Annotated in this window: 22 protein-coding genes; 19 read left to right on the plus strand and 3 right to left on the minus strand. The window is 71.4% G+C overall.

Annotated features, from left to right (window positions below; translation table 11 throughout):
- Window positions 1–110: 110 nt before the first annotated feature.
- On the plus strand, window positions 111–1487 hold the full coding sequence (locus tag M3Q23_06165; GenBank protein MDP9341679.1) for an NCS2 family permease: 1377 nt from the start codon (window positions 111–113) through the stop codon (window positions 1485–1487).
- A gap of 70 nt (window positions 1488–1557) precedes the next feature.
- On the opposite strand, the gene M3Q23_06170 is transcribed toward M3Q23_06165, so the two are convergent.
- The 3 genes from M3Q23_06170 to M3Q23_06180 are packed head-to-tail and all read right to left on the minus strand — an operon-like array spanning window position 1558 to window position 5134.
- On the minus strand, window positions 1558–2859 hold the full coding sequence (locus M3Q23_06170; GenBank protein MDP9341680.1) for a coenzyme F420-0:L-glutamate ligase: 1302 nt from the start codon (window positions 2857–2859) through the stop codon (window positions 1558–1560).
- Window positions 2856–3794 (minus strand): 2-phospho-L-lactate transferase, encoded by a 939-nt coding sequence (gene cofD, locus M3Q23_06175; protein MDP9341681.1) that lies wholly within the window; start codon window positions 3792–3794, stop codon window positions 2856–2858. The genes M3Q23_06170 and cofD overlap by 4 nt, the downstream gene beginning before the upstream one ends.
- Window positions 3791–5134, minus strand: coding sequence for an adenylate/guanylate cyclase domain-containing protein (locus M3Q23_06180; GenBank protein MDP9341682.1), 1344 nt, complete (start codon window positions 5132–5134; stop codon window positions 3791–3793). The genes cofD and M3Q23_06180 overlap by 4 nt, the downstream gene beginning before the upstream one ends.
- Before the next feature lie 62 nt (window positions 5135–5196).
- On the opposite strand from M3Q23_06180, the gene M3Q23_06185 reads away from it, so the two are divergent.
- The 18 genes from M3Q23_06185 (at window position 5197) to M3Q23_06270 (ending at window position 24033) form a co-directional block, all read left to right on the plus strand.
- Window positions 5197–7710, plus strand: coding sequence for a bifunctional FO biosynthesis protein CofGH (locus tag M3Q23_06185; GenBank protein MDP9341683.1), 2514 nt, complete (start codon window positions 5197–5199; stop codon window positions 7708–7710).
- 257 nt (window positions 7711–7967) lie between these two features.
- Window positions 7968–8183 carry a WhiB family transcriptional regulator gene (locus M3Q23_06190; GenBank protein ID MDP9341684.1) on the plus strand — a complete coding sequence of 72 codons (216 nt, stop codon included), beginning with the start codon at window positions 7968–7970 and terminating at the stop codon, window positions 8181–8183.
- Between the two features lie 22 nt (window positions 8184–8205).
- Window positions 8206–8454, plus strand: a complete 249-nt coding sequence (locus M3Q23_06195) for a hypothetical protein (GenBank protein MDP9341685.1) — start codon at window positions 8206–8208, stop codon at window positions 8452–8454.
- Between the two features lie 131 nt (window positions 8455–8585).
- Window positions 8586–11747: a glycosyltransferase family 2 protein gene (locus M3Q23_06200; protein ID MDP9341686.1), complete on the plus strand. Its 3162-nt coding sequence runs from the start codon at window positions 8586–8588 to the stop codon at window positions 11745–11747.
- 7 nt (window positions 11748–11754) lie between these two features.
- Window positions 11755–13134 carry a DUF5719 family protein gene (locus M3Q23_06205; GenBank protein ID MDP9341687.1) on the plus strand — a complete coding sequence of 460 codons (1380 nt, stop codon included), beginning with the start codon at window positions 11755–11757 and terminating at the stop codon, window positions 13132–13134.
- A 145-nt stretch (window positions 13135–13279) separates the two neighbouring features.
- Complete coding sequence (locus M3Q23_06210; GenBank protein ID MDP9341688.1) at window positions 13280–14407, plus strand: L,D-transpeptidase/peptidoglycan binding protein; 1128 nt, start codon at window positions 13280–13282, stop codon at window positions 14405–14407.
- Between the two features lie 188 nt (window positions 14408–14595).
- Entirely contained in the window at window positions 14596–14787 is a 192-nt protein-coding gene (locus tag M3Q23_06215; GenBank protein MDP9341689.1) for a hypothetical protein, read from the plus strand.
- 101 nt (window positions 14788–14888) lie between these two features.
- On the plus strand, window positions 14889–16253 hold the full coding sequence (gene manB, locus M3Q23_06220; GenBank protein ID MDP9341690.1) for a phosphomannomutase/phosphoglucomutase: 1365 nt from the start codon (window positions 14889–14891) through the stop codon (window positions 16251–16253).
- Window positions 16250–16420, plus strand: coding sequence for a Trm112 family protein (locus M3Q23_06225; protein ID MDP9341691.1), 171 nt, complete (start codon window positions 16250–16252; stop codon window positions 16418–16420). Before manB ends, M3Q23_06225 begins: the two co-directional genes overlap by 4 nt.
- A gap of 18 nt (window positions 16421–16438) precedes the next feature.
- Window positions 16439–17521 carry a bifunctional phosphoglucose/phosphomannose isomerase gene (locus M3Q23_06230; protein MDP9341692.1) on the plus strand — a complete coding sequence of 361 codons (1083 nt, stop codon included), beginning with the start codon at window positions 16439–16441 and terminating at the stop codon, window positions 17519–17521.
- Window positions 17518–18384: a purine-nucleoside phosphorylase gene (locus M3Q23_06235; GenBank protein MDP9341693.1), complete on the plus strand. Its 867-nt coding sequence runs from the start codon at window positions 17518–17520 to the stop codon at window positions 18382–18384. The genes M3Q23_06230 and M3Q23_06235 overlap by 4 nt, the downstream gene beginning before the upstream one ends.
- 7 nt (window positions 18385–18391) lie before the next feature.
- On the plus strand, window positions 18392–19648 hold the full coding sequence (gene ahcY / locus M3Q23_06240) for an adenosylhomocysteinase (GenBank protein MDP9341694.1): 1257 nt from the start codon (window positions 18392–18394) through the stop codon (window positions 19646–19648).
- Between the two features lie 45 nt (window positions 19649–19693).
- Complete coding sequence (locus M3Q23_06245) at window positions 19694–20092, plus strand: class II aldolase/adducin family protein (protein ID MDP9341695.1); 399 nt, start codon at window positions 19694–19696, stop codon at window positions 20090–20092.
- A complete protein-coding gene (mtnA, locus tag M3Q23_06250) occupies window positions 20089–21129 on the plus strand; it encodes an S-methyl-5-thioribose-1-phosphate isomerase (protein MDP9341696.1) in 1041 nt (346 codons plus the stop codon). The genes M3Q23_06245 and mtnA overlap by 4 nt, the downstream gene beginning before the upstream one ends.
- Entirely contained in the window at window positions 21126–21794 is a 669-nt protein-coding gene (locus M3Q23_06255) for a hypothetical protein (GenBank protein MDP9341697.1), read from the plus strand. Before mtnA ends, M3Q23_06255 begins: the two co-directional genes overlap by 4 nt.
- Before the next feature lie 142 nt (window positions 21795–21936).
- Entirely contained in the window at window positions 21937–22674 is a 738-nt protein-coding gene (locus M3Q23_06260; GenBank protein ID MDP9341698.1) for a ComF family protein, read from the plus strand.
- 226 nt (window positions 22675–22900) lie between these two features.
- Window positions 22901–23269, plus strand: coding sequence for a ribosome-associated translation inhibitor RaiA (gene raiA / locus M3Q23_06265; protein ID MDP9341699.1), 369 nt, complete (start codon window positions 22901–22903; stop codon window positions 23267–23269).
- A gap of 35 nt (window positions 23270–23304) precedes the next feature.
- Complete coding sequence (locus tag M3Q23_06270; protein ID MDP9341700.1) at window positions 23305–24033, plus strand: response regulator transcription factor; 729 nt, start codon at window positions 23305–23307, stop codon at window positions 24031–24033.
- The last annotated feature ends 112 nt before the right edge of the window (window positions 24034–24145 follow it).

The raw sequence follows: 24145 nt of genomic DNA on the forward strand, positions 1-24145 counted from the left end.
TGCAGCCGGTCCGATTCCCTATATTCCCCCTGCCTTCCCCGGGTCGTCGGTCGCTCGAGGCAGCTCGAGGAAAGGAGCCGCGCATGGCGACAACCGCTTCAAGGCCAGGGTTGACGTCGAGACTGGACAGCTACTTCGGGATCACCGAACGCGGCTCCAACGTTCGGACGGAGCTGGTGGCCGGTCTGGCGACGTTCCTGACCATGGCCTACATCCTGTTCGTCAACCCGCAGATCCTGGGCGCGGTGAAGGACGGGCAGGGGACGGCGCTCCCGTTCGACCAGGTCCTCACCGTCACGGCGCTCGTGGCCGGGGTCATGACGCTCGCCATGGGCTTGTTCGGCAAGTACCCCTTCGCGCTGGCGGCGGGGCTCGGGCTGAACGCGTTCGTCGCGTTCACGCTGGTGGCCACGAATGGGCTCACCTGGCCCCAGGCCATGGGCGTGATCGTGACCGAGGGGCTGGTGATCACGGCCCTGGTGCTCACGGGGTTCCGGGAGGCCGTGCTGAACGCCATCCCCATGGACCTGAAGCGAGCCATCGGGATCGGCATCGGGCTGTTCATCGCGTTCATCGGCCTGTCGAACGCGGGCATCGTGATCCAGGGGCAGGGCACCCCGCTCACGATCAACCCGGACCTGACCACCTTGCGCATCCTGGTGTTCGTGATCGGGCTGGTCATCACGGCGGCGCTGGTGGCCCGGAGGATGAAGGGGGCCCTGCTGGTCGGGATCGTCGCCACCACGGTCATCGCGACGATCATCAACTACGGGTGGGGCCACAAGATCCTGTTCGGGAAGGGCACGGGCATCGGCCTGCTGCCGGACAAGTGGATCAGCGCTCCGCACTTCAACCTGGTGGGGAAGTTCTCGTTCGACTTCTTCAGCGCGCTGGGGTTCTGGACGGCGGTGGCCATCGTGTTGTCGGTGATGCTCTCCGACTTCTTCGACACCATGGGGACCGTGGTGGGCATCGCGGGCGAGGCCGGCCTCCTGGACAAGGACGGGAAGCTCCCGGGGATCAACCGGGTGCTGCTGGTCGACTCGCTGGCGGCGGCGGCCGGAGGGGCGGCGTCCGCCTCCTCCAACACCACGTTCATCGAGAGCGCGGCCGGCGTCTCCGAGGGCGGCCGCACCGGCCTCACGTCGGTTGTGGTTGGGTTGCTGTTCCTGGTCTGCCTGTTCCTGTCCTCGCTGGCGGGCGTCATCCCCGCGGAGGCAACGGCGCCCGTGCTGATCATCGTGGGCTACTTCATGATGACCATCGTCAAGGACATCAACTGGCAGGACCCCGGCATCGGGATCCCGGCCCTACTGACGATGCTCCTGATGCCGCTCACCTTCAGCATCACCAACGGGGTGGGGGCAGGATTCCTGTCCTACCTGGTGATCGCGGTGCTCCGGGGAAGGTGGCGGGACCTGCACCCGCTGATGTGGGTCGTGTCCGGCGTGTTCGCCTGGTACTTCATCCACGGCGTGGTGGGCTGACCGCCAGAGCATCCGAGCGTTCGAAGCCCCAGGCCCCACGCCCGGGGCTTCGCGCTTCCCGAGCCGGCCCTTACGACCAGCGCACGTGCTCGTCGATCGGGGGCGGGGGCCGGGGGGGTGGCTCGGCCGGCGGGGGCGGCCCGACGGCCACCGAACCCAGCGGGATCCACCCGTCGTCCAGGCCCAGCGCCTTGCGGGTCTCCTCCTTGCAGAACAGCGTGGAGGACACCCAGCAGGAGGCCAGGCCCTGGTCGTGCAGGGCCAGCAGGAGGTTCTGGATGGCGGCCCCGCCGGACAGCAGGAACATCTCCCGCTCGGCGGACGCCCGGTCCGCGTCCCGGTAGGTATGAGACCCGCGGAGCCGAACGGCCGGGACGATCAGCACGGGAGCCTCGCCCAGCAGCGCGTCGGACTTCCGGAGGCGGCGCTCGATGACGTGCTCGGGCGTCCCGTCGCCCCGTAAGTCCGCGGTCCAGGCCTCGGCCATGGCCGCCAGCAGCCGGCGCCGGGAGGCCTCAGATTCCAGGACCGCGAACAGCCACGGCCGGGTGTGGTGCGGAGCCGGCGCCGTGCACGCGGCCCGGACCGCTTCCTCCAGCGCCTCCCGCGGGACCGGTCCCGCTCCGAACGACCGGATGGACCGGCGGGCGTGGATGGACTGGAGGGGCGATTCGCGGAACAGGTCCTCCTCGGGGGGGCGCACCAGTGCCAGCGCGCCGGCCGGTTCGCCGGGACCGGCGGGCTGGAGCCCCCGGACGATGGCCACGGGAACCCGAGCGGCCTTCCCCATGACCAGGCCGCTCGCGGCGGCGGCCTCGTCGGCGACGGCGACCACGGTGGCCTCCAGGACCCGTCCGGTGTGGTCGAGCGTTCCCCGGAGGTCCACCAGCGGCTCCATTCCCGCACAGCCGATGGCCACGTTCACCACACCCCGGCGCCACGCTCGCCCGAACGTGTCGGTCACCACGACGGCCACCGGCCCGCCGGCGACGGCGGACAGCGCGACCCGAATCCGCGCGGCCGAGCCGTCCGGGTCCTCGGGGAGCAGGGTCAGGAAGCCCTCCGCCACGTTCGAGGCATCGACCCCGGCGTTCGCGCACACGAACCCGTGGCGGGTCTCCGCGATGACCAGGTCGCCCCGACGGGCCACCACCCGGCGGGTCTCACGCTCGACCCACGCCGCCCGGCCGTCGCGTTCGGGAACGACCCGGCCCTCGGACTTGGACACGATCTTCTGGGTCACCGCCACCACGTCGCGGGGCCGCACCGTGCCCCGGAGCGACACCGCCAGCGTGGCCGGAAGGTCGTCGCCGGCACGGATCTCGGGAAGCCCGCGGATCGGGATGACCTCGACCCCTCGCCCCCCGTTCACAGCAGCGAGAGGGCGTAGCGGGCCAGGGCCTCCGCCCTCAGGTCGTTGGCCATGATCGTGTCGGTCACCCCGACCCCCATCCCGAGCGCCTCCACCCGGGCGGCGAGTCCTTCGTCGGCCCGGTCGATGACCCAGGCCGCCAGGAGGTCGCGGTAGTAGCCGGCCACGCCGGCCGCCGACACCTCGACACCGGCCACCGGCAGCAGCTTGTCCGCCATCCCGGCGAGCGGCGCTCCGCCCACGATCCCCGAGACCCCCACCACCCGGTCCTTCCTTGCGGCGACGGCTTTCCGGATCCCGGGGACCGCCAGGATCGGCGCGATGGACGCGATGGGGTTCGAGGGCGGCAGCACGATCGTGTCGGCCTCGGCGATCGCCTCCAGCACCCCCGGCCCCGGCCGCGCCGCCGTCCCACCGTAGCGCACCGCCTTCACCTCGTCCCGCCCGCCCCGCTCCACCCAGTACTCCTGGAAGTGGACCTGGATCGCCTCTCCGCCCTGGTCCGCGATCTCGACGGTGGTGGGCGCGGGATCCTCGGTCATGGGCAGGACCCGGGCCCGGACCCCGAAGCGCGCACACAGCTCCCGGGTCACCTCCGCGAGCCCGAGCCCGGCCCTCACCCACGAGGTCCGCAACAGATGCGTGGCGAGGTCGAGGTCGCCGAGGCCGAACCACGCCCCCTCCGCGCCCAGCCGCCTGAGCTCCTCGGTCGCCCGGAAGGTCTCCCCGGCGCGCCCCCACCCCCGCTCCCGGTCCATCGCGCCCGCCAGCCAGTACATGACCGAGTCCACGTCGGGAGCGACGTGCAGGCCATGCACCTCGATGTCGTCCCCGGTGTTGACCACCACGGTGACGTTTTCCGGCCGGACCGCGCGCACCAGTCCCCGAAGGAACTTCCCGGCCCCCACCCCTCCCGCCAGCGCGACCACGTTCACGAGACGCTCTGGGGTCCGACGGTGAACAGCTGCCACGTGCCGGGGACGCCCTTCAGGGTGTGGGCTCCTCGGTTCTCGAAGACGATGCCGGAGCCGACCACGAGGTCCTTGACCGTGCTCGAGACCAGGACCTCGCCGGGTCCGCCGAGCGCCGCCACCCGTGCGCCGATGTGGACGGCGATGCCGCCCACGTCGTCACCGATCAGCTCGATCTCACCGGTGTGGAGGCCCGCGCGAATCTCCAGCCCGAGTCCCCGCACCGACCGCCCGATCGCGATCGCACAGCGGACCGCGCGGGCCGGGCCGTCGAAGGTCGCCAGGAAACTGTCTCCCGCGGTGTCGATCTCGCGTCCGCGGAACTTCTCGAGCTCCCGCCGCACCAGGACGTGGTGCCGTTCTAGGAGGTCTCGCCACCGCCGGTCCCCGAGGTCCGCGGCCCGCGCCGTGGACCCGACGATGTCGGTGAACAGGACGGTGGCGAGGACCCGGTCGGGCTCGGGCACCGGCCGCACCCCGGTCAGGAACTCCTGGATCTCGGCAAGGAGCAGGTCCGTGTCTCCGGCCCACATGTAGTTCTCGGACCCGGGGATCTCCACGTACGCCGCGCCGGCGATGTGCTCGGCGACGTACCGGCCGTGCGCCGGGGGGATCCTGGCCGCCTCCGACTTCTGGAGGACCAGGGTGGGAACCTGGATCGCCGGCAGCACGTGCCGCACGTCGGACTCGTACATCATCCTCAGCATCGCCACGGCTGCCCCCGGGCTGGCCGACTGGCGCTCGTATCGCCCGAAGCTCGCAGACAGGGCCGGATCCTTCAGCAGCTTCGGTGCGAGGAAGGTCATCGTGCCCCCTCCGGGCCCCCAGGAGGATCGGAGCTTCTCGAGGTCCCGGAGCAGTCCCTCCAGTGGCCAGCCCAACGGGTAGTCGGGAGCCCACGAGATCCGCGCGCACGGATCCACGCCTACGATCGCCGTCGTTCGGTCCGGGTACGTCGCGGCGAACAGCAGCATCATGTACGCCGCACCGATCCCGCACAGGAGCGCGGTTCGCTCCGACCCGACGTCGTCCAGCACTGCCCGGAGGTCGTCCATCCACTCCTCGAGCAGATGCCCGTCGAGGGCGATCGGATCCGAGATGCCCGTGCCCCGCTTGTCGAACACGATGACCCGTGCGAAGGCCGCCAGGCGCTCGAGGAGCCTGGCGAGCGGGGGGAACTCCCACTGCGCTTCGACGTTGCTGAACCACTGATCGATGACCACCAGGTCGATCGGCCCTTCCCCGACCACCTGATACGCGACGTGCGCGTCGCCATTCCTCGCGTATCTCGTCTCGGGCGGCATGGGCGAAGTCTCCCCGTCGCCGAGGAAGGTGGCAATACGGACCAGTGCTAGGCTCGCTCTCGATGGCGACCGCCACCGGACACGCGCTTCGACGGGCCCTGGCACGGGCCGAGGCGGGGAAGGCGCTCACGACGGCCGAGGTCGAGGCGCTGCTCGGGGCCCGTGGCGACGACCTCGAACGGCTCCTGGGCGTCGCCGGGCGGCTCCGGGACCTCGGCCACGGCCGCACCGTCACCTACTCCCGGAAGGTCTTCATCCCCCTCACCATGCTGTGCCGGGACCACTGCCACTACTGCACGTTCGCGAAGCCGCCCGCCAAGCTCGACACGCCGTTCCTCACGCCCGAGGACGTGGTGGCCATCGCCGAGGCCGGCCGCAAGCTGGGTTGCAAGGAAGCCCTGTTCACCCTGGGAGACCGGCCGGAGGAGCGCTACCCGGTGGCGAAGCAATGGCTCGCGGAGCGCGGGTATCGCTCCACCCTCGACTACGTCCGCGCGGTGGCGATCCGGGTCATCGAGGAGACCGGGCTGCTGCCGCACCTCAACCCGGGCGTCATGTCGTGGGAGGACATGGCCCGGCTGAAGCACGTCTCGGCGTCCATGGGGCTGATGCTGGAGACGTCGTCGGAGCGGCTGTCCGCGAAGGGAGGGCCGCACTTCGGCTCCCCCGACAAGGTCCCGGCGGTCCGCCTGCGCACCATCGAGGACGCCGGCCGCCTGTCGATCCCGTTCACCACCGGGATCTTGGTGGGCATCGGCGAGACGCCTCGCGAGCGCGCCGAGTCGCTCACGGCCATTCGCGACCTCCACCGCAAGTACCGCCACGTCCAGGAGGTCATCGTCCAGAACTTCGTGCCGAAGCCCAGGACGGCCATGCAGGCGCACCCCGCCCCCGATCACCAGGAATACCTGGCCGCCGTGGCCGCCGCCCGCGTGGTGTTCGGACCGAAGATGAACGTCCAGGCCCCCCCGAACCTCTCGGACGAGGGCTACCCGAGGCTCCTCGACGCCGGCATCAACGACTGGGGCGGCGTGTCCCCGCTCACCCCCGACCACGTGAACCCGGAGAAGCCCTGGCCCAGGCTCGACGCCCTGGCGGAGCGCACCGCCGAGCGTGGATACGAGCTCCGGGAGCGGCTCACCATCTATCCGGAGTACGCCCTGAAGCCGGATCCCTGGATCGCCGGGAAGATGCAGCGGCCGGTGGCGGCGCTGGCCGCGGAGGACGGCTTCGGCCGCGAGGGGCACCGGCCGGAGGCCATCGCCTGGCAGGACCCCGATGTCCAGTGGAAGCCCCGGACCATCGCGCTGTCGTTCGCCAAGGCCGGCGACGCGGGCCTGCGCGACGACGCCATGGCCGTGTACGGGGACTTCGACGCGTTCGAGGTGGAAGCGACGCGGGCCTGGGGTCAGCGGACCGTCGACCCGGCCCACCTGAAGGGCGAGATCCGGCGGGCCCTGAAGAAGGCCACGGCCGGCCGGCCCGACGACATCACGGACGAGGAGGCCGTGGCCCTGTTCCAGGCCGAGGGCGAGGCCCTCGACGCGCTGTGCGCCGTGGCCGACGACCTCCGGCGGGACGCCGTCGGCGACGAGGTCACCTACGTCGTGAACCGCAACGTCAACTTCACGAACGTCTGCTACACGGGGTGCCGGTTCTGCGCGTTCGCCCAGCGGGAGGTCGATGCCGAGTCCTACACGCTCCGGCTGGAGGAGGTCGCCGACCGGGCCGAGGAGGCCTGGGCCTACGGCGCGACCGAGGTGTGCATGCAGGGGGGCCTGCACCCGAGCCTCCCCGGCGAGTTCTACTTCCAGCTCCTCGACGCGGTGAAGGCCCGCGTGCCCGACATCCACGTGCACGCCTTCAGCCCGATGGAGGTCCTGAACGGGTCCACGCGGCTCGGCATCTCGTTCCGGGAGTTCCTGGAGGAATGCCGCCGGCGCGGTCTCGGGTCCATCCCCGGCACGGCCGCGGAGATCCTGGACGAGGACGTGCGGTGGGTCCTGACCAAGGGGAAGCTCCCCGCCGACACGTGGGAGGAGATCGTGAAGACGGCCCACACCGTCGGGTTGCGGTCCTCCTCCACCATGATGTACGGCCATGTCGACGCGCCCCCGCACTGGGTGGCCCACATCCGCCGGCTGGCCCGGATCCAGGACGAGACCGGCGGCTTCACCGAGTTCGTACCGCTGCCGTTCATCCACCAGAACTCGCCGATCTACCTGGCCGGCAAGGCCCGCCCCGGTCCGACCCACGACGACAACCGGCGCGTGCACGCCGTGGCCCGCATCCTGCTGCACGGCCGCATCCCGAACGTCCAGGTGTCGTGGGTGAAGATGGGCGTGCAGGCGTGCCAGCTCATCCTGCGGGGCGGCGCGAACGACTTCGGTGGCACGCTGATGGAGGAGACCATCTCGCGGATGGCCGGAGCGGAGTGGGGGATCCGCATGGAGCCCTGGGAGATCGAGGGGGCCATCCGCGGCATCGGTCGCACGCCGGCCGAGCGGACCACGACGTACGGGCGAGTGCACCGGGATCGTCCCGTCGTTCCGCCGGACGGCGTCGCCGTCCGCTGACCGGCCCGAGACACCCCACGATCGTCTCTTTCGCCTCGTCCCTTGGCAATTAGTCAATCTGCCATACCAAATTATTCAAGCAGATTGACCATGGAAAAAGTTCCGTGAACCCCTTGCAACGACCTTGCAACGCGCGCGAGGATCCTGTCTTGGAATGACGGCCGAACGAGTCGAAAACTTGCACTTGCGTTTTGGGAGCCCCTTCCGTCAGAATTACACGAGTGTGATTCCGGGAGGGGATGGCCGTGCATCACTTCATCCCGTGGCAGGATCGGGCCCGCTGCCGCGAGCAGGATCCAGAAGTGTTCTTCCCCGAGAAGGGGGGCTCCTCGCGCGAGGCGAAGCGGATCTGCGCGGATTGCCCCGTTCGTATCGAGTGCCTGAACTACGCCCTGCGCCGGGACGAGCGCTACGGGGTGTGGGGCGGCATGAGCGAACGAGAGCGGCGACGCCTGAAGCGCATGGCGTCATGAGCTTCACAGGAGGAGGTGAATCATGCCAGTAGCGAAGAAGTCGACGGCCAAGAAGTCGGCAGCGAAGAGGTCAACCGCTGCCAAGAAGGGTGCGGCTACGAAGGCGAAGGCGGGAGCGAAGAGGTCAACCGCTGCCAAGAAGGGTGTGGCCACGAAGGCGAAGGCGGCAGCGAAGAGGACAACCGCTGCCAAGAAGGGTGCGGCCACGAAGGCAAAGAAGTCGACGGCCAGGAAGTCGGCCGCAAAGAAGTCGACGGCGAAGAAGCGGTAGCCGCGACGGTATCCACGCCGATGCGGAAGGGGGGACCGAGCGGCCCCCCTTCCTGGCGTCTGGGGCCGGTTCCCCGGCAACGGGGGCGAAGCGTGCTACGCTCGCGGCCGCCTGAAGAGGCGCCCCTGTTCATGACCCAGCTCTCGAGCACCACTTCCGAACGTTCCACTGGCACCACCCGCCACCGGGATCCAGCGGTCCTCGCCATCCTCGTGGCCCGCAACGGCATGCCGTGGCTGCGCGACTGCCTCCGGGCGCTGTCCCGCCAGACCTTCCCCCGCCTCGGCGTCGTGGCGGTGGACATCGGCTCCGCCGACGGTTCTCGGGAGCTGCTGGAGCGGGCCCTGGGGCCGGACCGCGTCCTCTCCATGCCGGAAACGCTCGGGCTGCCCGCCGCGGTGCAGGCCGCCCTGCGCGTGGACGCCGCGGGGCGGGCCGACTACGTCCTGATCCTGCACGACGACACGGTCCTGGAACCCGACGCCCTGGCCCGGCTGGTGGAGGCCGCGGAGCGGGTGGAGGGGGTCGGCGTGGTGGGGCCCAAGGTGGTCGACCTGGAGGACCCCCGCATCCTGCGCGACGTGGGCCGGTCCACCGACCGGTTCGCCGACCCGTACTCGCCGCTCGAGGAGGGCGAGATCGACCACGGCCAGTACGACCGGGTCCGGGAGGTCATGTTCGTGTCCTCCTGCGCCATGCTGGTCTCCCGGGCGGCCTGGCACCGGGCCGGCGTGCCGGACGAGCGGTTGTCGCCGGCGCACGAGGACCTGGACTTCTGCTGGCGGGCCCGGCTGGCGGGGTTCCGCGTCCTGATGGCCCCCGCGGCGCGGGCCCGGCATCACGACAGCGTCGACGACGGGACCCGGTACGGGCGAGACGCCGACCGGCCCCTGTACCACGAGGAACGGACCACGCTCGCCTCGATGCTCAAGAACTACGGGTTGTTCTCGCTGCTGTGGATCCTGCCGCTGTACGTGATCCAGTCGGTGGTGAAGTCGGTGGCCTGGGCGGTCTCCCGGCGGTTCGGGGACGTGTACCAGCTGCTGGCGGCGTGGGTATGGAACCTGGTCCACCTGCCCAGCACCGTCCGGCGGAGGATCCGCGCGCAATCGGTCCGAAGCGTTCCCGACCGCGCCATTCGTCGGTACATGGCGCCGGTGACGGTGCGGCTCCGGCACTGGGCGGAGTCGGCCGGAGGACGCTTCCGTGGCGCTCAGGAAGTTGGGGCCGGGGATCGGCCCCTCGACGAGCAGGAGGAGCTCGAGCTGCCGTCGCTGGGGACGCGCACGGTCTCCGTCGTCCGAGCCCATCCCGCGGCGACGGCGTGGGTGCTGTTCGCGGCCGTGGCCGCCCTGGCGTACCGGCAGCTGGTGGGGCCCGGGAGCCTGGAGGGCGGGGTCATCCCGATGTTTCCCGCACACCCGTCGGACTTCTTCCGGGAGCTCGACTCGGGGTTCCGGACGACGGGGCTGGGCGGGGCCCAGGCGGCCAGCCCGGCCCTGGCCATGCTGGGAGGTATTTCGGCCGTCCTGTTCGCCAGCACCGAGCTCGCCGCCAAGGCCCTGCTGATCCTGCTGCCCCCGCTGGCGGGGCTCACCTTCTACCGGGCCACGGTGCGGCAGACCGGGCAGCGGCTCCCGGCCGTGGTGGGGGCGTCGTGCTACGGGCTCTCCTCCGTGCTGATGTGGGCGTTCTCGCAGGGACGCATCGGGACGCTGGTGCTGATGGCGGTGCTGCCGCCGCTGGCCGCGCGTCTTCGCGCCGCGTTCGGGCCCGGCGCCCCGTCCCGCACCACGCGCTTCGTGGTGGAGACCGGGATGATCCTGGCGGTGGGGGTGGCGTTCTCGCCCGGGACCCCGCTGGCCTTCGCGCTCGTCGCACTGGCGTTCCTGGTGTTCCCGGTGCCCGGGGGCCGAAGGGTTCGCGGGCTTGGACTGACCGTCGCCACCGTCCTGGTCGGCGGCGCCCTGGTATTCCCGTTCGCCATCACCCTGGCCCAGGGGCAGGGCGTGGGGCTGTCCTCGCTGGTGGGGCGGCCGGAGTTCGCGTCGCTGGCCCGGCTGGCCCCGGACGGCGGTCCGGGCTCCTGGGCGGTGGCGTGGTTCCTGCCCGCGGCGGCCCTCCTGGGGTTCACCATGGTGGACCGGACGGGTCGGCGTGCCGCCGTGCGGTACCTCGTGATCGGGGTCGCCGCCGTGTACCTGGCGTGGCTCGCGGCGGCCGGGTACCTCCCGCACGCGGTGTCCAATCCCGGCGCGTATCTGGTGGCGGCCGCTCTGTCGTATTGCACCCTGGTGGCGCTGGGGGTGGCCGCGGCCATGGGGATGGAGCGCCGGGCCTTCGGTTACCGCCAGCTGGCCGTGGTGGTCCTGGCCGCCCTGCTGGCGGCGGGGCTCGGCCTCCAAGCCGCGGAGGCGGTGCGCGGGGGCTGGGACGTGGGACGGTCCCAGCTGCCGCCGGCGTGGCCGTTGGTCGCGGGGGCCCAGCCGGGCTCCGACTTCCGGGTTCTGTGGGTGGGCCGGCGGAGCGGCGACCCGTTCCCCGCTCCGGGCGGCGATCCGCAGGGGACCGTCAGCGCGGGCGGAACCACCGTCAGCTACGCCATCACCGGACGGAACGGGGTCACCGCGCTCGACATGGGGCGTCCGGAGCAAGGGGATGCCTACGCCTACGTGGACCGGGTCCTGGCGGAGATGCTGTCCGGGTCCACGGAGCACGGTGGCGCGCTGCTCGGACCGCTCGGGGTCCGGTTCGTGGTGGCGGACGAGGCGGGGCTGCCCCCTCGCGCCAAGCGCCGGCTGAACGCCCAGGTCGACCTGGACCTCCTCCCCGCGGGCGGCTTGGTCATCTACAGGAACGAGCGAGCCATCCCGCCGGCGGCGACCACGCTCCAGCCCGAGTACGCGCAAGCCAGTCGGGGTTCGGACCTGCTGGAAATCGAGACGCTCCCGCCATTCGATGGCGGCTCCCTTCGAGAGATCCCGGGGGGTTTCGAGGGAATCGTTCCCGGGGCCACGCGGGGGTCGCAGCGACCCCTCGTGCTGCTTGCGGATCAGTTCTCACCTGGGTGGCAGCTGCTCGGGGTCGGGGCGAGCATCGACTGTGCGGGTCTGTGCAGGGTCCCGGTGACCAGCTCCTTCGGATGGGCCACGGCCTTCCATACCGGCGGCGTCAACTCGTTTCGAATCACCTTCGCCGACCAGTGGAAGCGGACCGCGGAGATGGTCGGGCTCGGGGTCCTGTGGGTGCTGGGGCTGTGGATCACCCGGAAGCCTTCCCGGGGACCGCGGTGAGGCGGGCATGAGGGCTCGTGGCGGGTTCCTCGCCATCGTCCTGATCGCGGGGCTGGTGGGGGGCGGCGGGCTCTACCTCCAGCGAGAGGTCGGAGTCCGGCCGGCCACGGCGGTGGCGGCGGGCGCGGCGCCGTCCGGCGCGTGGCTGTGCCCGCACGGAGGCGGGGCGTCCGGTTGGAAGGTGTGGCTGTTCGTTACGAACCCGGGCTCGACGCCGGTCCAGATCCGGGTGCAGAGCTTCGGCTCCAAGGCGCCGTCGGACCCGCAGACGCTCACGATCGCCCCCCGGGCCCGGGCTCAGGTCGAGGTCCCCGCCACCGGGCGGGAGGCATCGTCGCTGGTCGAGTACTTCGGCGGGTGGGTGGCCGCGGGGTGGGTGGCGGTGGCCGGGGGCGACGAGTCCGGCACCGCGGCCGAGCCCTGTCTGGCCGAAGCGGGCCGGACGTGGCTGCTGCCGGACGGGACCACGGTCCAGGGACAGGACGCGTGGGTCGTGGTCATGAACCCGTTCGCGTCCGAGGCCGTGTTCAGCCTGACCCTGGTCACGGAGCGCCGGACCGTCCGGACCAAGGACTGGTCGGACTTCGTGCTGGGAGCCCGTCGGAGCGTCGCGTTCCACCTGAACAGCAAGGCGCTGGGGGAGCGGACCGTGGTCGCCGACGTGGACGTCTCGATCGGGCGGGTGGCGGCGAGCTCACTCGGCATCGCCGACGCCGGTGGCATCCGCAGCGCCGTGGGAGTGCCGGCCGCCACCGATCGGGTCTATCTCCCCGGCGGGGGCGACAGCGGACACAACGAGCTGGCCGTGGTGGATCCGTCCGGCCGGGGCGTGCACTACGAGGTGAACGTCCTCGACCCGCGGGGCCCCCAGCCCGCCCAGGGCCTCGGGCGGGAGCAGCTCGGGCCCGGCGTGGACCGCACGTACGACATCACGGCGGGGGACCCCGCCACCATCGTGGTCTCCGGCACCGACGGCCAGGTCGCGGCGGCTCGCCGGACGCTCGGCACGCGGGGGGACCAGGGGTCCACCGGCGGCGTGTCGAGCCCGGCACCCGCCTGGGTCATTTCCACCACAGCCGCTACCGAAGCCGACAAGGTGGCGGTGTACCTGGTCAACCCGGGGACCGACACCGTCCGGGTGCAGTGCTGGCTCCTGGGGGGCGGAGGCCAGGTCGGGCCTCCCATCACGGTCGAGGTCCCGGCGGGGGTGATGGTGACCGTCCCCACCGAGTTCAATCCGGACCGGCCGCAGGGGTCCGTGGTGGCCGTGGCCGCCAGCGGAACCTTCATCCCCGTGGAGGTGTCCTACTCCGCGAGCGGGACCGGGTACGCCGTCGCCGTCGGGGTCCCGGTTCCGGCCCGGTTCATCCCCAGTCCGGGCGCCTGAGCCATCTCCGGCGGGGAGTCATCTCGTATGAGGGGACGACCGGGGCGGGTCGCCGGGCCGTTTTGCGCCGATATGTGAAGGGGTAAGCCGAAGTGTCGATTACAATCGCAGCGAAAGGCCCCTGTACCGGTCGGAGGTTTCGGACGTGAGCTCGGGAAGGCATCGCAAGCGAAGGCTGCGCGGTCGCGGCCCGATCATCCTGGTCGTCATCCTGGGCCTGCTGGCCGCGGGGGGCGCGGGCTCGGCCTACGCCGCCTTCCAGTACGACCAGGGTCGCGCCACCAGGATCCTCCCCGGGGTGAGCGTCGGCGGCGTCGCCGTGGGCAACATGACCCGGGAGCAGGCCATCGGGGCCCTGGAGCGAGGGACCGACCAGGCCCTGACCCGAAAGCTCACCATCGAGGCCGGCAAGCGGTCCTGGCAGCTGCCGCTTTCCGCTCTCGGCCTGTCCGTCGACGTCACGGCCGCCGTGGACCGGGCGCTGTCGCTGTCGAGTTCCTATTCCTGGGTGTCGCGGGTGTACCACCGCCTGTCCCACAAGCCGGTGAACCGCTCCATCCCGCTCACGTTCGACTTCAAGGGCGCCGCCATCAAGACGTTCCTGGCCACGGTGGGCCAGGACATGGCCAGGGCGCCTCGCAACGCCGCCTACACCCTGGTGGACGGGGTCATGAAGATGGTCCACTCCCACGACGGCCGGTCGCTCGCCCCGTGGCGGAGCTGGAACCTGCTGAAGCAGGCGGTCGTGGGGCAGCACACCGACTCGCCGGTGACGCTCCCGCTGCTGGCGGTCCAGCCCAAGGTCACCGACGACACGGTGGGCAAGGCCATCGTGGTCAACCGGACCACGAACTCGCTCCAGCTGTTCGACAACTTCAAGGTCATCCGGACCTACCCGGTGGCCACGGCGAGGTTCGGGTTCGAGACCCCGCCCGGCCAGTGGGAGGTCGTCAACAAGGTGGAGAACCCCACCTGGTACAACCCGTGTCTCGGCCAGCCGGGATGCTGGGCGGCGAGCGAGCCGCCGACGATCCCGCCGGGCCCGGGGAACCCCCTCGGGACGCGCGCCCTGTACCTGAACGCTCCCGGGATCCGGATCCACGGGACGCCGGAGGACAGCTCCATCGGCTCGTACGCGTCGCACGGCTGCATCCGGATGCACATCTCGGACTCCGAGGCGCTGTACCCGCTGGTTCCGATCGGCATCCCCGCGTTCATCGTGGGCGCCCCGCCGTGGGGCGACACGGGCAACCCCGGCACCCCCGGCACGTAGCCCGAAGGAGCCGGTCGCAACCCGCCAGGCCGGCCAGTGGTCCGACCACGGCGTGCCTGGTGTCCCCTCTTCGCCCCACGGTCTGTGTCGGCCGGCGGGCCGACCATGTGGGCCAAACGCCCGAACGGGGAAATGATCGGTGGGTGCTATGGAGCCGAAGGTGGTCCCGTGACGAGAATCACACTGTCATGGCCCCTACTCCAAGACACCACGCCAGCTGCCCGTCCTGCCGGGACGGCGACATCATCACCATCTCGATGACCGTGAGTGGATCGGACCTGGCCTTCGCGACGTGCCACCGGTGTGAAGCCAAGTGGTGGTTCCGCGACGGCGAGCAGCTTCCGCTGACCTCGGTCATCGCCCTGGTGGGAAGCCGCTAGACCCGCAGCACCGAACAGCTCCACAGCCTCCGACGGCGACCGGACGCCCCGCAATGGGCGAGCGGTCGCCGTTCTGCATCCCCGGTAGGATGCGGGCCACCGTGTCCGAACGCGACCTCGGCTCCATCTTCAAGGCCTACGACGCGCGGGGCGTGGTCCCCGACCAGCTGGACGACGACGTGGCCCGGCGGGCGGGGGCCGCCTTCGCGGAGTGGTCCGGCGCGTCCAGGATCGCGCTGGGCCGCGACGCCCGGCCGTCGTCCCCTTCGCTGGCGGCAGCGTTCACGGAAGGGGTCACCTCTCGGGGCGCGGACGTGATCGACCTCGGGCTGGTGTCGACCGACCTGCTCTACTTCGCCTCCGGCGACCTGGACGTGCCGGGGACCGTGATCACGGCCAGCCACAACCCCCCGCAGTACAACGGGCTGAAGTTCTGCCTGGCCGGTGCCGCCCCGGTCGGCGAGGAGAGCGGGCTGCGGGAGATTCGGGCCCTGGCCGAGCGGGACTCGTATCCGCCTTCCGCCTCCTGGGGCCGGGTGCAGCGCCGCGACATGCTGGAGCGCTACGTGGAGCACGTCCTCGGGTTCGTGGACGTCGCCGCGATGGCCCCCCTCACCGTGGTGGCCGACACGGCGAACGGGATGGGCGGCCTGGTGGTCCCGGCGGTCATGGAGCGGCTCCCCGTGAAGCTGGTGGGCCTGTACCTGGAGCTGGACGGGACGTTCCCGAACCACCCGGCGGACCCCATCAACCCCGAGAACCAGCGTGATCTCAAGGTGGCCGTCCAGGAGCACCAGGCGGACGTGGGAATGGCCTTCGACGGCGACGCCGACCGCATGTTCCTGGTGGACGAGCGAGCCGAGGGCGTGAGCGGCTCGCTGGTCACGGCATTGGTGGCCAAAGCGTTGCTGGAAGCGAACCCGGGGGCGACGGTGGTCCACAACCTCATCTGCTCATGGGTGGTCCCGGAGGTCATCAAGGAAAACGGCGGCGTGCCGGTTCGAACCCGGGTGGGGCACTCGTTCATCAAGCAGGTGATGGCCGAGACCGGCGCGGTGTTCGGCGGCGAGCATTCGGGCCACTACTACTTCCGCGACAACTACCGGGCCGACTCCGGGCTCATCGCCGGCGTGATCGTGCTCCAGGAGATGTCCCGGGCCGGCCGGCCTCTGTCCGAGCTGCTGGAGCCGTTCCGCCGCTACCACGACTCCGGGGAGATCAACTCCGAGGTCACCGACCAGCAAGGCACGGTCGACCTGCTGGCGCGGCGCTACTCGGACGGCCGGCAGGACCGGCTGGACGGGTTGACGGTGGAGTACGACGACTGGTGGTTCAACGTGCGGTCCTCGAACACCGAGCCGCTGCTCAGGCTGAACGTGGAGGCCCGGACGCAGGAACTCCTGGAGGAGAAGACGGCGGAGGTCCTGGAGCTCATCCGGGGCGAGGGCCAAGGAGGAACGACATGATCGACGAGGAGCTCCTGAACATCCTGGCCTGCCCGAACTGCCGCGGCGAGGTCGAGTACCACGAGGCCGAGCAGTTCATCGAGTGCCTGAAGTGCCACTACAAGTATCCGGTCCGCGACGGCATCCCGGTCATGTTGATCGAGGAGGCCGAGAAGCCCGCGGGCTGAGGGACGGTTCCCCTGTCCTTGTCCAAACGCATGATCGACCTCGACGACACGGGGGCCCTGGCGGCGGCCGATCCGTCCGGGATGCTCGGCGCCGTGCTGGGCTTGCCCGACGACTGCGAGCGCGGGTACGAAGTCGGCCGCGCCGTCGAGGAAGTGCCCACCGGGGAGTCGCTCTCGGCGCTGGCCGTCTGCGGCATGGGGGGCTCGGGAGTGGCCGGCGACGTGGTCCAGGCGCTGTACCGAGACCGCCTCGGCATCCCCGTGGCGGTGGTGAAGAGCCCCGAGCTGCCCGAGTTCTGCGGCAAGGACACGCTGGTGGTGTGCTCCTCGTATTCCGGGAACACCGCCGAGGTGCTGGCCTGCTTCGAGGTGGCCGCCCGCCGGGGATGCCGCACCATCGCCGTCACCTCCGGCGGCGAGCTGGCCCGCCGGGCCGGCGAGGAGGGTGTTCCCGTGGTCCCCCTGCCCGGGGGGTTCCTCATGCCGAGAGCCGCCATCGGGGTGCTGGTGTTCGGGACCCTGGGCGCGCTGGAGCGGGTCGGCGTGACCCCGCCGGAGGAGCCCGAGGTCGAGGCGACGGTGGAGGCTCTGCGGCCGCTGGCCTCCTCCATCGGGCCGGACCGCCCGCAGGAGTCGAACCGGGCCAAGGCGCTGGCGGCGAAGCTGGCCGGCCGCTTCCCGGTGATCTGGGGCGCCGACGGGATCGGGGCGGTGGCCGCCTCGCGGTGGCGAAACCAGCTGGCCGAGAACGCGAAGGTGCCGGCGTTCGCCTCCGCCCTGCCGGAGCTGGATCACAACGAGGTCGTCGGGTGGTCGGAGGGCACCGGCGACCGGTTCCTGCTGGTGACGCTCCGCCACGAGGGGGAGCATCCGGACGTGGCGGGGCGCTTCGGCGTCTCCGTGGAGGTCGTGTCGGCTTCGGGAATGGAACACGCGGAAGTGCGGGCCGAGGGGGCCTCCCCGCTGGCCCGGCTGATGTGGCTGGCCATGCTGGGCGACGCGACGAGCGTGTACCTGGCGTACCTACGGGGGGTGGACCCCACGCCGATCGAGGCCATCGCACGGATCAAGGCGGCCCTGGAGCGGCAGGCGTCGCCGTGAGAGCCGGAGAGGGCGCGGATCTGCCGTCGCCGCCGGGCGAGGACCTAGCCGCGAAAGCCCTGGCGGTGATCCGGGAACGGACGTCCCTTCGGCCCGTGGCCGGGGTGATCCTGGGATCGGGACTGGGGGCCGCTGTGCAGGGCGTGGAGGAGGAGGCCGCGTTCCCGTACCCGGCCCTGCCGGGGTTCGCGGCGACGACCGTCCCCGGGCACGCCGGGCGTCTGGTGCTGGGACGGCTGGCGGGAACGCCCGTGGCGGTGTTCCTGGGGCGGATGCACTATTACGAGGGCAACCCGATGGCGCGTTCGGCGCTGCCCGTCCAGGTGTCCCGGCTCCTGGGCGCGGACACGATGGTCCTCACGGCGTCGGTGGGGGCGCTCGACGCGTCGTTCGCGCCGGGGACCGTGGTGGTGGGCTCGGACCACATCAACCTGATGGGGGAGAACCCGCTGCGGGGGTGGCGCCGGCCGGACGGCTCGCCGCCGTTCGTGGACCTCTCGGCGGTGTACGACCCGTGGCTGGCCGCCGTGGCCGTGGAGGAGGCCCAGTCCATCGGGGCCCCCGTGGGCCGGGGCGTATACTTGGCCGTCTCCGGCCCCAGCTACGAGACGCCGGCCGAGATCGAGTTCATGCGCCGGGCGGGCGGCAGCGTGGTGGGGATGTCCGTGGTTCCGGAGGCGGTTCCCGCGCGAGCCCTCGGGATGCGCGTGCTCGGGCTGTTCTCGGTGACCAACGCGGTGGGCGGCGAGGTGTCGCACCAGGAGGTCATCCGGGTGGGGACTCAGATGGGATCGGTGATCGGACGGCTGCTCGCCGGGGTCCTGCCCCGGCTGGCCGGGACCGGCGCAATCGACGAGGGGTAGGTGAGGCATGGACTGCGACGTCAAGGACCTCGGACTGGCGGAGAAAGGTCGAGGGCGCATCGACTGGGCCCAGAGCGAGATGCGGGTGCTCGGGCTGATCCGGGAGCGCTTCGAGAAGGAACGGCCCCTGGAGGGGATGCGCATCGCGGCGTGCCTGCACGTCACCAGCGAGACGGCGAACCTGGTGGAGACGCTCCAGGCCGGAGGGGCGGACGTGGCCCTGTGTGCCTCGAACCCGCTGTCCACCCAGGACGACGTGGCCGCGGCGCTGTGCGAGCAGAGCGGGATCTTCGTCTACGCCATCAAGGGTGAGGACGGGGAGACCTACTACCGTCACATCCGTTCCGTCCTCGACCACCATCCCAACATCACCATGGACGATGGCGCCGACCTGGTGGGCATCCTGCACAAGGAGCGCCGGGAGCAGCTTCCGGAGATCCTGGCCGGGACCGAGGAGACCACCACCGGCGTGATCCGGCTGCGGTCCATGGCCGAGCACGGCGTGCTGGCCTACCCGATCGTGGCTGTGAACGACGCGAACACCAAGCACCTGTTCGACAACCGGTTCGGGACCGGCCAGTCGACCATCGACGCCATCCTGCGGTCCACGAACCTCCTCCTCGCCGGGCGGACCGTCGTGGTGTGCGGCTACGGCATGTGCGGCCGCGGTGTGGCCTCCCGAGCCCGGGGGATGGGCGCGGCGGTGGTGGTGACCGAGGTGGCTCCGCTCCCGGCCCTGGAGGCCGTCATGGAGGGCTTCCGGGTCATGCCCCTGCGGGAGGCCGCCCGCTTCGGCGATGTGTTCGTCACGGTGACCGGGGACACTTCGGTGATCCGTCGCGAGCACCTCGAGGTGATGAAGGACGGGGCGGTGCTGGCCAACTCGGGGCACTTCGACGTGGAGATCGACAAGGGGGCGCTCGCGGACATGGGCGGGGAGCCGCGGCGGGTCCGCGAGTTCGTGGACCAGTATCAGCTCCCGGACGGCCGTCGGATCTCGCTGCTGGCCGAGGGGCGGCTGGTCAACCTGAGCGCGGCGGAGGGCCACCCGGCGGCGGTCATGGACATGTCGTTCGCGAACCAGGCGCTCACCGTGGAGTGGATCGCCAAGCAGGAGTCCAGGCTGGCGCCCGACGTGTACTCCGTGCCGGCCGACATCGACGCGGAGGTTGCCACGCTGAAGCTCCGGGCCATGGGCGTGGAGATCGACGAGCTCACCGCTGAGCAGGAGGCCTACCTCCAGTCCTGGGAGCAGGGGACCTAGTGCGTCCGGCGCCCCGGATGGAGGCCTAGCCGGCCGGCGCGGCGCATGGGACCGGCCGACGCTCTCCTCGGCGAGTTCCGGACGGCCGGCCGGACCCTGTTCTCGCTGGGCCTGGTCAAGGGGGCCAACGGGAACCTCTCCGTATCCGACGGAAACCGCCTCGTGATCACGCGGGCTGGGTGCTCGCTGGCCGGGCTGTCGCCGGACGACGTCCTGGAGGGAAGCCTGGACGGGCCGCCGGCGGGGGCGTCGTCGGACCTCGCCCTCCACCTCGCCGCGTACCGGCAGCGCGGTCCGGGGGCCGTCGCACACGCGCACCCGCCGGGAACCGTTCCGGAGGAGGTCGGACCGGGAACGCCGCACGGAAGGTACGCGCACGCCTCGTCGCTGGCGGAGGCGGTGGCGGAGCTGGTCCGGGAGGCTCGCGACGGAGGGGCGACGTGAAGCCGGTCGAGTGGGACGACGGCGTCGTGCGGATCCTCGATCAGACCCGGCTCCCCGAGGAGGAGGTCTACCTCGCCTGCCGCTCGCCCCATGACGTGGCGGAAGCCATCCGGACGCTTGCGGTGCGGGGCGCTCCCGCGCTGGGCGTGGCCGCGGCCATGGGCGTGGCCCTGGCCGCCCATCGGTCCGAGGCCCGCGGCCCCAGGGGCCTGGTCCACGAGCTCGAACGCGAGGCCGGCCGGCTCGTGGCCACCCGCCCCACGGCGGTGAACATCGCCTGGGCGGTGGGCCGGGTCCTGGCCGCCGTCCGGGCGCGGGGATCGATCGACGAGATCCGGCGTACCGCCCTGGACGAGAGCCTCCGGATCGCCCTGGAGGACGAGCAGGCCTGTCTGGCCATGGGAGCCCTGGGAGCGGAGCTGGTTCCGCCGGGAGCGAACGTGCTCACGCACTGCAACACCGGCATGCTGTGCACCTTGGGGACGGGAACAGCGCTTGGCGTGGTGTATGCGGCGCACGAGGCCGGCAAGCGGGTGCACGTGTGGGTGGACGAGACGCGGCCCGTCCTGCAGGGGGCCCGCCTGACCGCGTGGGAGCTCCAGCGGATGGGCGTTCCCATGACCCTCATCGCGGACACCGCACCCGGTCACCTGATGGCGCAGGGCCGGGTGGACCTGGTGATCGTGGGCGCGGACCGCATCGCGGCCAACGGCGACGTGGCCAACAAGATCGGGACGTACCAGCTCGCGGTGCTGGCGAGCCATCACGGCGTCCCGTTCTACGTCGCGGCGCCGACCTCGAGCATCGACCTGTCGACGCCGAGCGGTAGGGACATCCGGATCGAGGAACGGGACCCCCTGGAGGTGACGGCGCCCCGAGGAGTCCGGTTCGCCCCGGAGGGGACGCCCGCGGCGAACCCGGCCTTCGACGTGACGCCGGCGCGGCTGGTCTCGGCCATCGTGACCGAGCAGGGGATCGTGCGGGCGCCGTATCGCTCGAGGCTCCGGGCGGTCGTGGGCGGGAGCCGCGCGTCGTGAGCGGCGAGTCCGCGGTCCCCTCCATCTCCATCCGGGCTCGTTTCGAGCGGTTCCCGGCCACGGTGAAAGGAGCCTTCGTGCTCCGGGGGGAGGACGCCGATCCGCATCAGGTCTCCGTCGTGGCGGCCCGGGTGGTCCGGCTGCCCGGCCCGGCGGTGCGCGACCTGCCCCTGGGCGAGGTGACGCTGGACGCCCCGCCCCATCAGGACCTCTTCGTGCCGTTCGAGGCGTCCATCGTGGACCTGGACGCGGGCTGGTACGGGTTCGAGGTGGAGCTCGAGGTGGACGGGGTCAGGCAGGTGCACCCGGGTGACCGGCGCTTCTCCGTGCCGTGGCCGCGGGGCACGATCCGGACGGGGACCCTCCGGGTCGAGGAGGACATGGAGCTGGGAGACGGGTCCGCGCGGGTCGACCGGGTGCAGTGCACGACCGACGCGACGACGGTCCGGCTCCAGGTCGACCCGCCCCAGGCCGTAGAGGTCGAGCTGCGGGCCGACGGCGACGTCCTTCCCGTGATCGCCCTGGTGTTGGACGATGCCACCGGTGAGGTGACGGCCACCGCATATCCGGTCCTCCGGCGCCACCGCCGGCTTCGGATCGAGCTCCAGGCCATCCGGGGAAGGGCGCCCATGGCGCGGGGGCAGCTCGAGATCGACCTTCCCTAGCGAATTCCGGGTCCTCGGTGCCTGCGGTCGATGCCGGCCCAGGGGAGTCCGTGGGCCGGCCGTTCGGGCTTGCGCCCGCTGTTCGCCCTGGCCACAGCGCTGCGGCGGGGTCGTGTCACTGGCCGAGGCTACGGTCCCTTCGATGGTCAGGGTCCTGCGAGACATGCTGTTTCCGCTCCGGTGCGCCAGCTGCGGCGCGGGGTCGTGGCCGTTCTGTCCGGGCTGCCGAGCCGCTCTCGTGGTGGTCACGCCGCCGCTGTGCGCCCGATGCGGCCGGCCGGCCGAGGATGCGGTGGGCCGGTGCAGGGACTGCCCACCGACTCCCGTCGAGGTCGCTCGATCACCGCTCGTGTACGAGGGTCCTGCCCGGGCGGCCCTGCATCGATTGAAGTTCTCGGGCTGGCGGGTCGTCGCGGAGGCGTTCGGGGCAGCCATGGCGGCGGTCAACGTGTTCGAAGCCGAGGCCGTGACGTGGGTGCCATTGTCGCCGGGCCGCAGGGCCCGGCGGGGGTTCGACCAGGCCCGAGCCCTCGCCGTGGCCGTCGCCGGACGGGTGTCCGTCCCGGCCGTGCCGCTGCTCGAACGCACCACGGAGACGCCGCCCCAGGCCAGACGCTCCGCGGTGGAGCGGCGCCGGGCCATGCGAGGGGCGTTCCGCTCCGCGGGCCGGGACCCTCCGGCCAGCGTCCTGCTCGTGGACGACGTCCTCACGACCGGGGCCACGGCCGCGGAATGCGCCCGGGTGCTGGTCTCGGCGGGGGCCGCCCACGTCGGGTTGCTGACGGCGGCCAGGGCTCTGTCCGGGCCGATCCCGGCACGATGCTATAGTCGGGACGACTCCCGTCTGAGTCTGTGGTTGCCCGGGGACCGACCCCGGTAGTCGATGCCAGTCGCAGGCGAAGCGACCCACGTAAGGCGAGCCTTGGCCGCCGAGCATGGTGCGACTTAGATGTAAGTCCTGCCCTGGCCGGGGTATCCCGGCCGGGAGAAGGTGCTAAGCCGCGGGAACGCGGTGATCCCCTCAGCAGGCGGGTGTGGGGCCAAAGACCAGGTCAGTCGGACGGGAGTCCTTTGCACGGCCGCGGCGCTCGAGACAGGGAGGCGGCATGGAGCTGGTGGTGAAGGGCAGGGGCGTCGAGGTCACCGACCAGCTCAGGCGTACCGTTCGCCATAAGCTCGACAAGCTGTCCCGGGTCGAGCCCAAGGCCGTCCGCGTCGAGGTCGAGGTGATCTCGGAGCGCAACCCCCGGCAGAACGGCGCCAAGCGGGTCGAGGCCACCCTGGAAACGCCCCGCGAGACGTTTCGGGCTCGAGCCCAGGCCCGCGACGTCGAAGTGGGCCTCGATCAGCTCGTGGAGCGCCTGGAGCGTCAGGTCCGCGATCACCGCGAGAAACGGCGAAACCGCATTCTGGATGGGGCCAATCGTCTAAAATCCGCTCGGACCAACCCGGGAGGACAGACAGCGGCGGAGTAGCCCGACCGGGGCCGTGGCCCAACGCCGGGGGACGGGTGGGTACGAGAGAAGTCAGCCCGCAGGACGACCAGGACCAGCTCCGCGTCCTCATCGTGGACGACCACGCCCTGTTCCGCCGCGGGCTCGAGATCGTCCTGGAGCCCGAACCGGACATCACGGTGGTCGGCGAGGCGTCGGACGGTCAGGAGGCCACCGCCAAGGCCCAGGAGCTCATGCCCGACGTCGTGCTCATGGACGTCCGTATGCCGAGGCGCTCCGGGATCGAGGCGGCCCGGGAGATCCGGGACATGCTCCCGCACGTGCGAATCCTGATGCTGACGGTGTCGGAGGAGGAAGCCGACCTGTACGAGGCGATCAAGGCCGGCGCCTCCGGCTACCTGCTGAAGGAGATCTCCACGGAGGAGATCCCCCAGGCCATCCGCTCCGTCGTGGCCGGGCAGTCCCGCATCTCTCCGTCCATGGCCTCGAAGCTGCTCACGGAGTTCGCCACGATGAGCAAGCAGGCCGCGGATCGGCGCCTGATGCCCCCGCCCCGGCTCACCGACCGGGAGACCGAGGTCCTCGGGCTGGTCGCGAACGGCCTGAACAACCGGGACATCGCCCGGGAGCTGTTCATCTCCGAGAACACCGTGAAGAACCACGTCCGCAACATCCTGGACAAGCTCCATCTGCACTCCCGGATGGAGGCCGTCGTCTACGCCGTCCGCCAGAACATCCTGGACGTCTCGGACGGTGCCGGGGGCCCCTCCCCGGCGGTCCCGTAGCCGGGCCCGACCCCATCGGGGCGACCGCACCGCTGCCGCTCGGAACCCCGGCCAACCAGGACCCCCCTCGTATAATCGAGTTCCCCATACGCGCTCGCGCACGACCGCAAGG

The sequence above is a fragment of the Actinomycetota bacterium genome, from assembly GCA_030774015.1.
Classification (GTDB): domain Bacteria; phylum Actinomycetota; class UBA4738; order UBA4738; family JACQTL01; genus JALYLZ01.

Excerpts from the sequence above, each read along its gene's own strand:
- M3Q23_06205 (MDP9341687.1), top strand. The coding sequence starts at position 11,755 with ATGAGGGCTCGTGGCGGGTTCCTCGCCATCGTCCTGATCGCGGGGCTG.
- M3Q23_06245 (MDP9341695.1), top strand. The coding sequence starts at position 19,694 with ATGGGACCGGCCGACGCTCTCCTCGGCGAGTTCCGGACGGCCGGCCGG.
- M3Q23_06215 (MDP9341689.1), top strand. The coding sequence starts at position 14,596 with ATGGCCCCTACTCCAAGACACCACGCCAGCTGCCCGTCCTGCCGGGAC.
- M3Q23_06260 (MDP9341698.1), top strand. The coding sequence starts at position 21,937 with ATGGTCAGGGTCCTGCGAGACATGCTGTTTCCGCTCCGGTGCGCCAGC.
- M3Q23_06225 (MDP9341691.1), top strand. The coding sequence starts at position 16,250 with ATGATCGACGAGGAGCTCCTGAACATCCTGGCCTGCCCGAACTGCCGC.
- M3Q23_06180 (MDP9341682.1), bottom strand. The coding sequence starts at position 5,134 with ATGCCGCCCGAGACGAGATACGCGAGGAATGGCGACGCGCACGTCGCG.
- raiA (MDP9341699.1), top strand. The coding sequence starts at position 22,901 with ATGGAGCTGGTGGTGAAGGGCAGGGGCGTCGAGGTCACCGACCAGCTC.
- M3Q23_06200 (MDP9341686.1), top strand. The coding sequence starts at position 8,586 with ATGACCCAGCTCTCGAGCACCACTTCCGAACGTTCCACTGGCACCACC.
- M3Q23_06185 (MDP9341683.1), top strand. The coding sequence starts at position 5,197 with ATGGCGACCGCCACCGGACACGCGCTTCGACGGGCCCTGGCACGGGCC.
- ahcY (MDP9341694.1), top strand. The coding sequence starts at position 18,392 with ATGGACTGCGACGTCAAGGACCTCGGACTGGCGGAGAAAGGTCGAGGG.
- M3Q23_06195 (MDP9341685.1), top strand. The coding sequence starts at position 8,206 with ATGCCAGTAGCGAAGAAGTCGACGGCCAAGAAGTCGGCAGCGAAGAGG.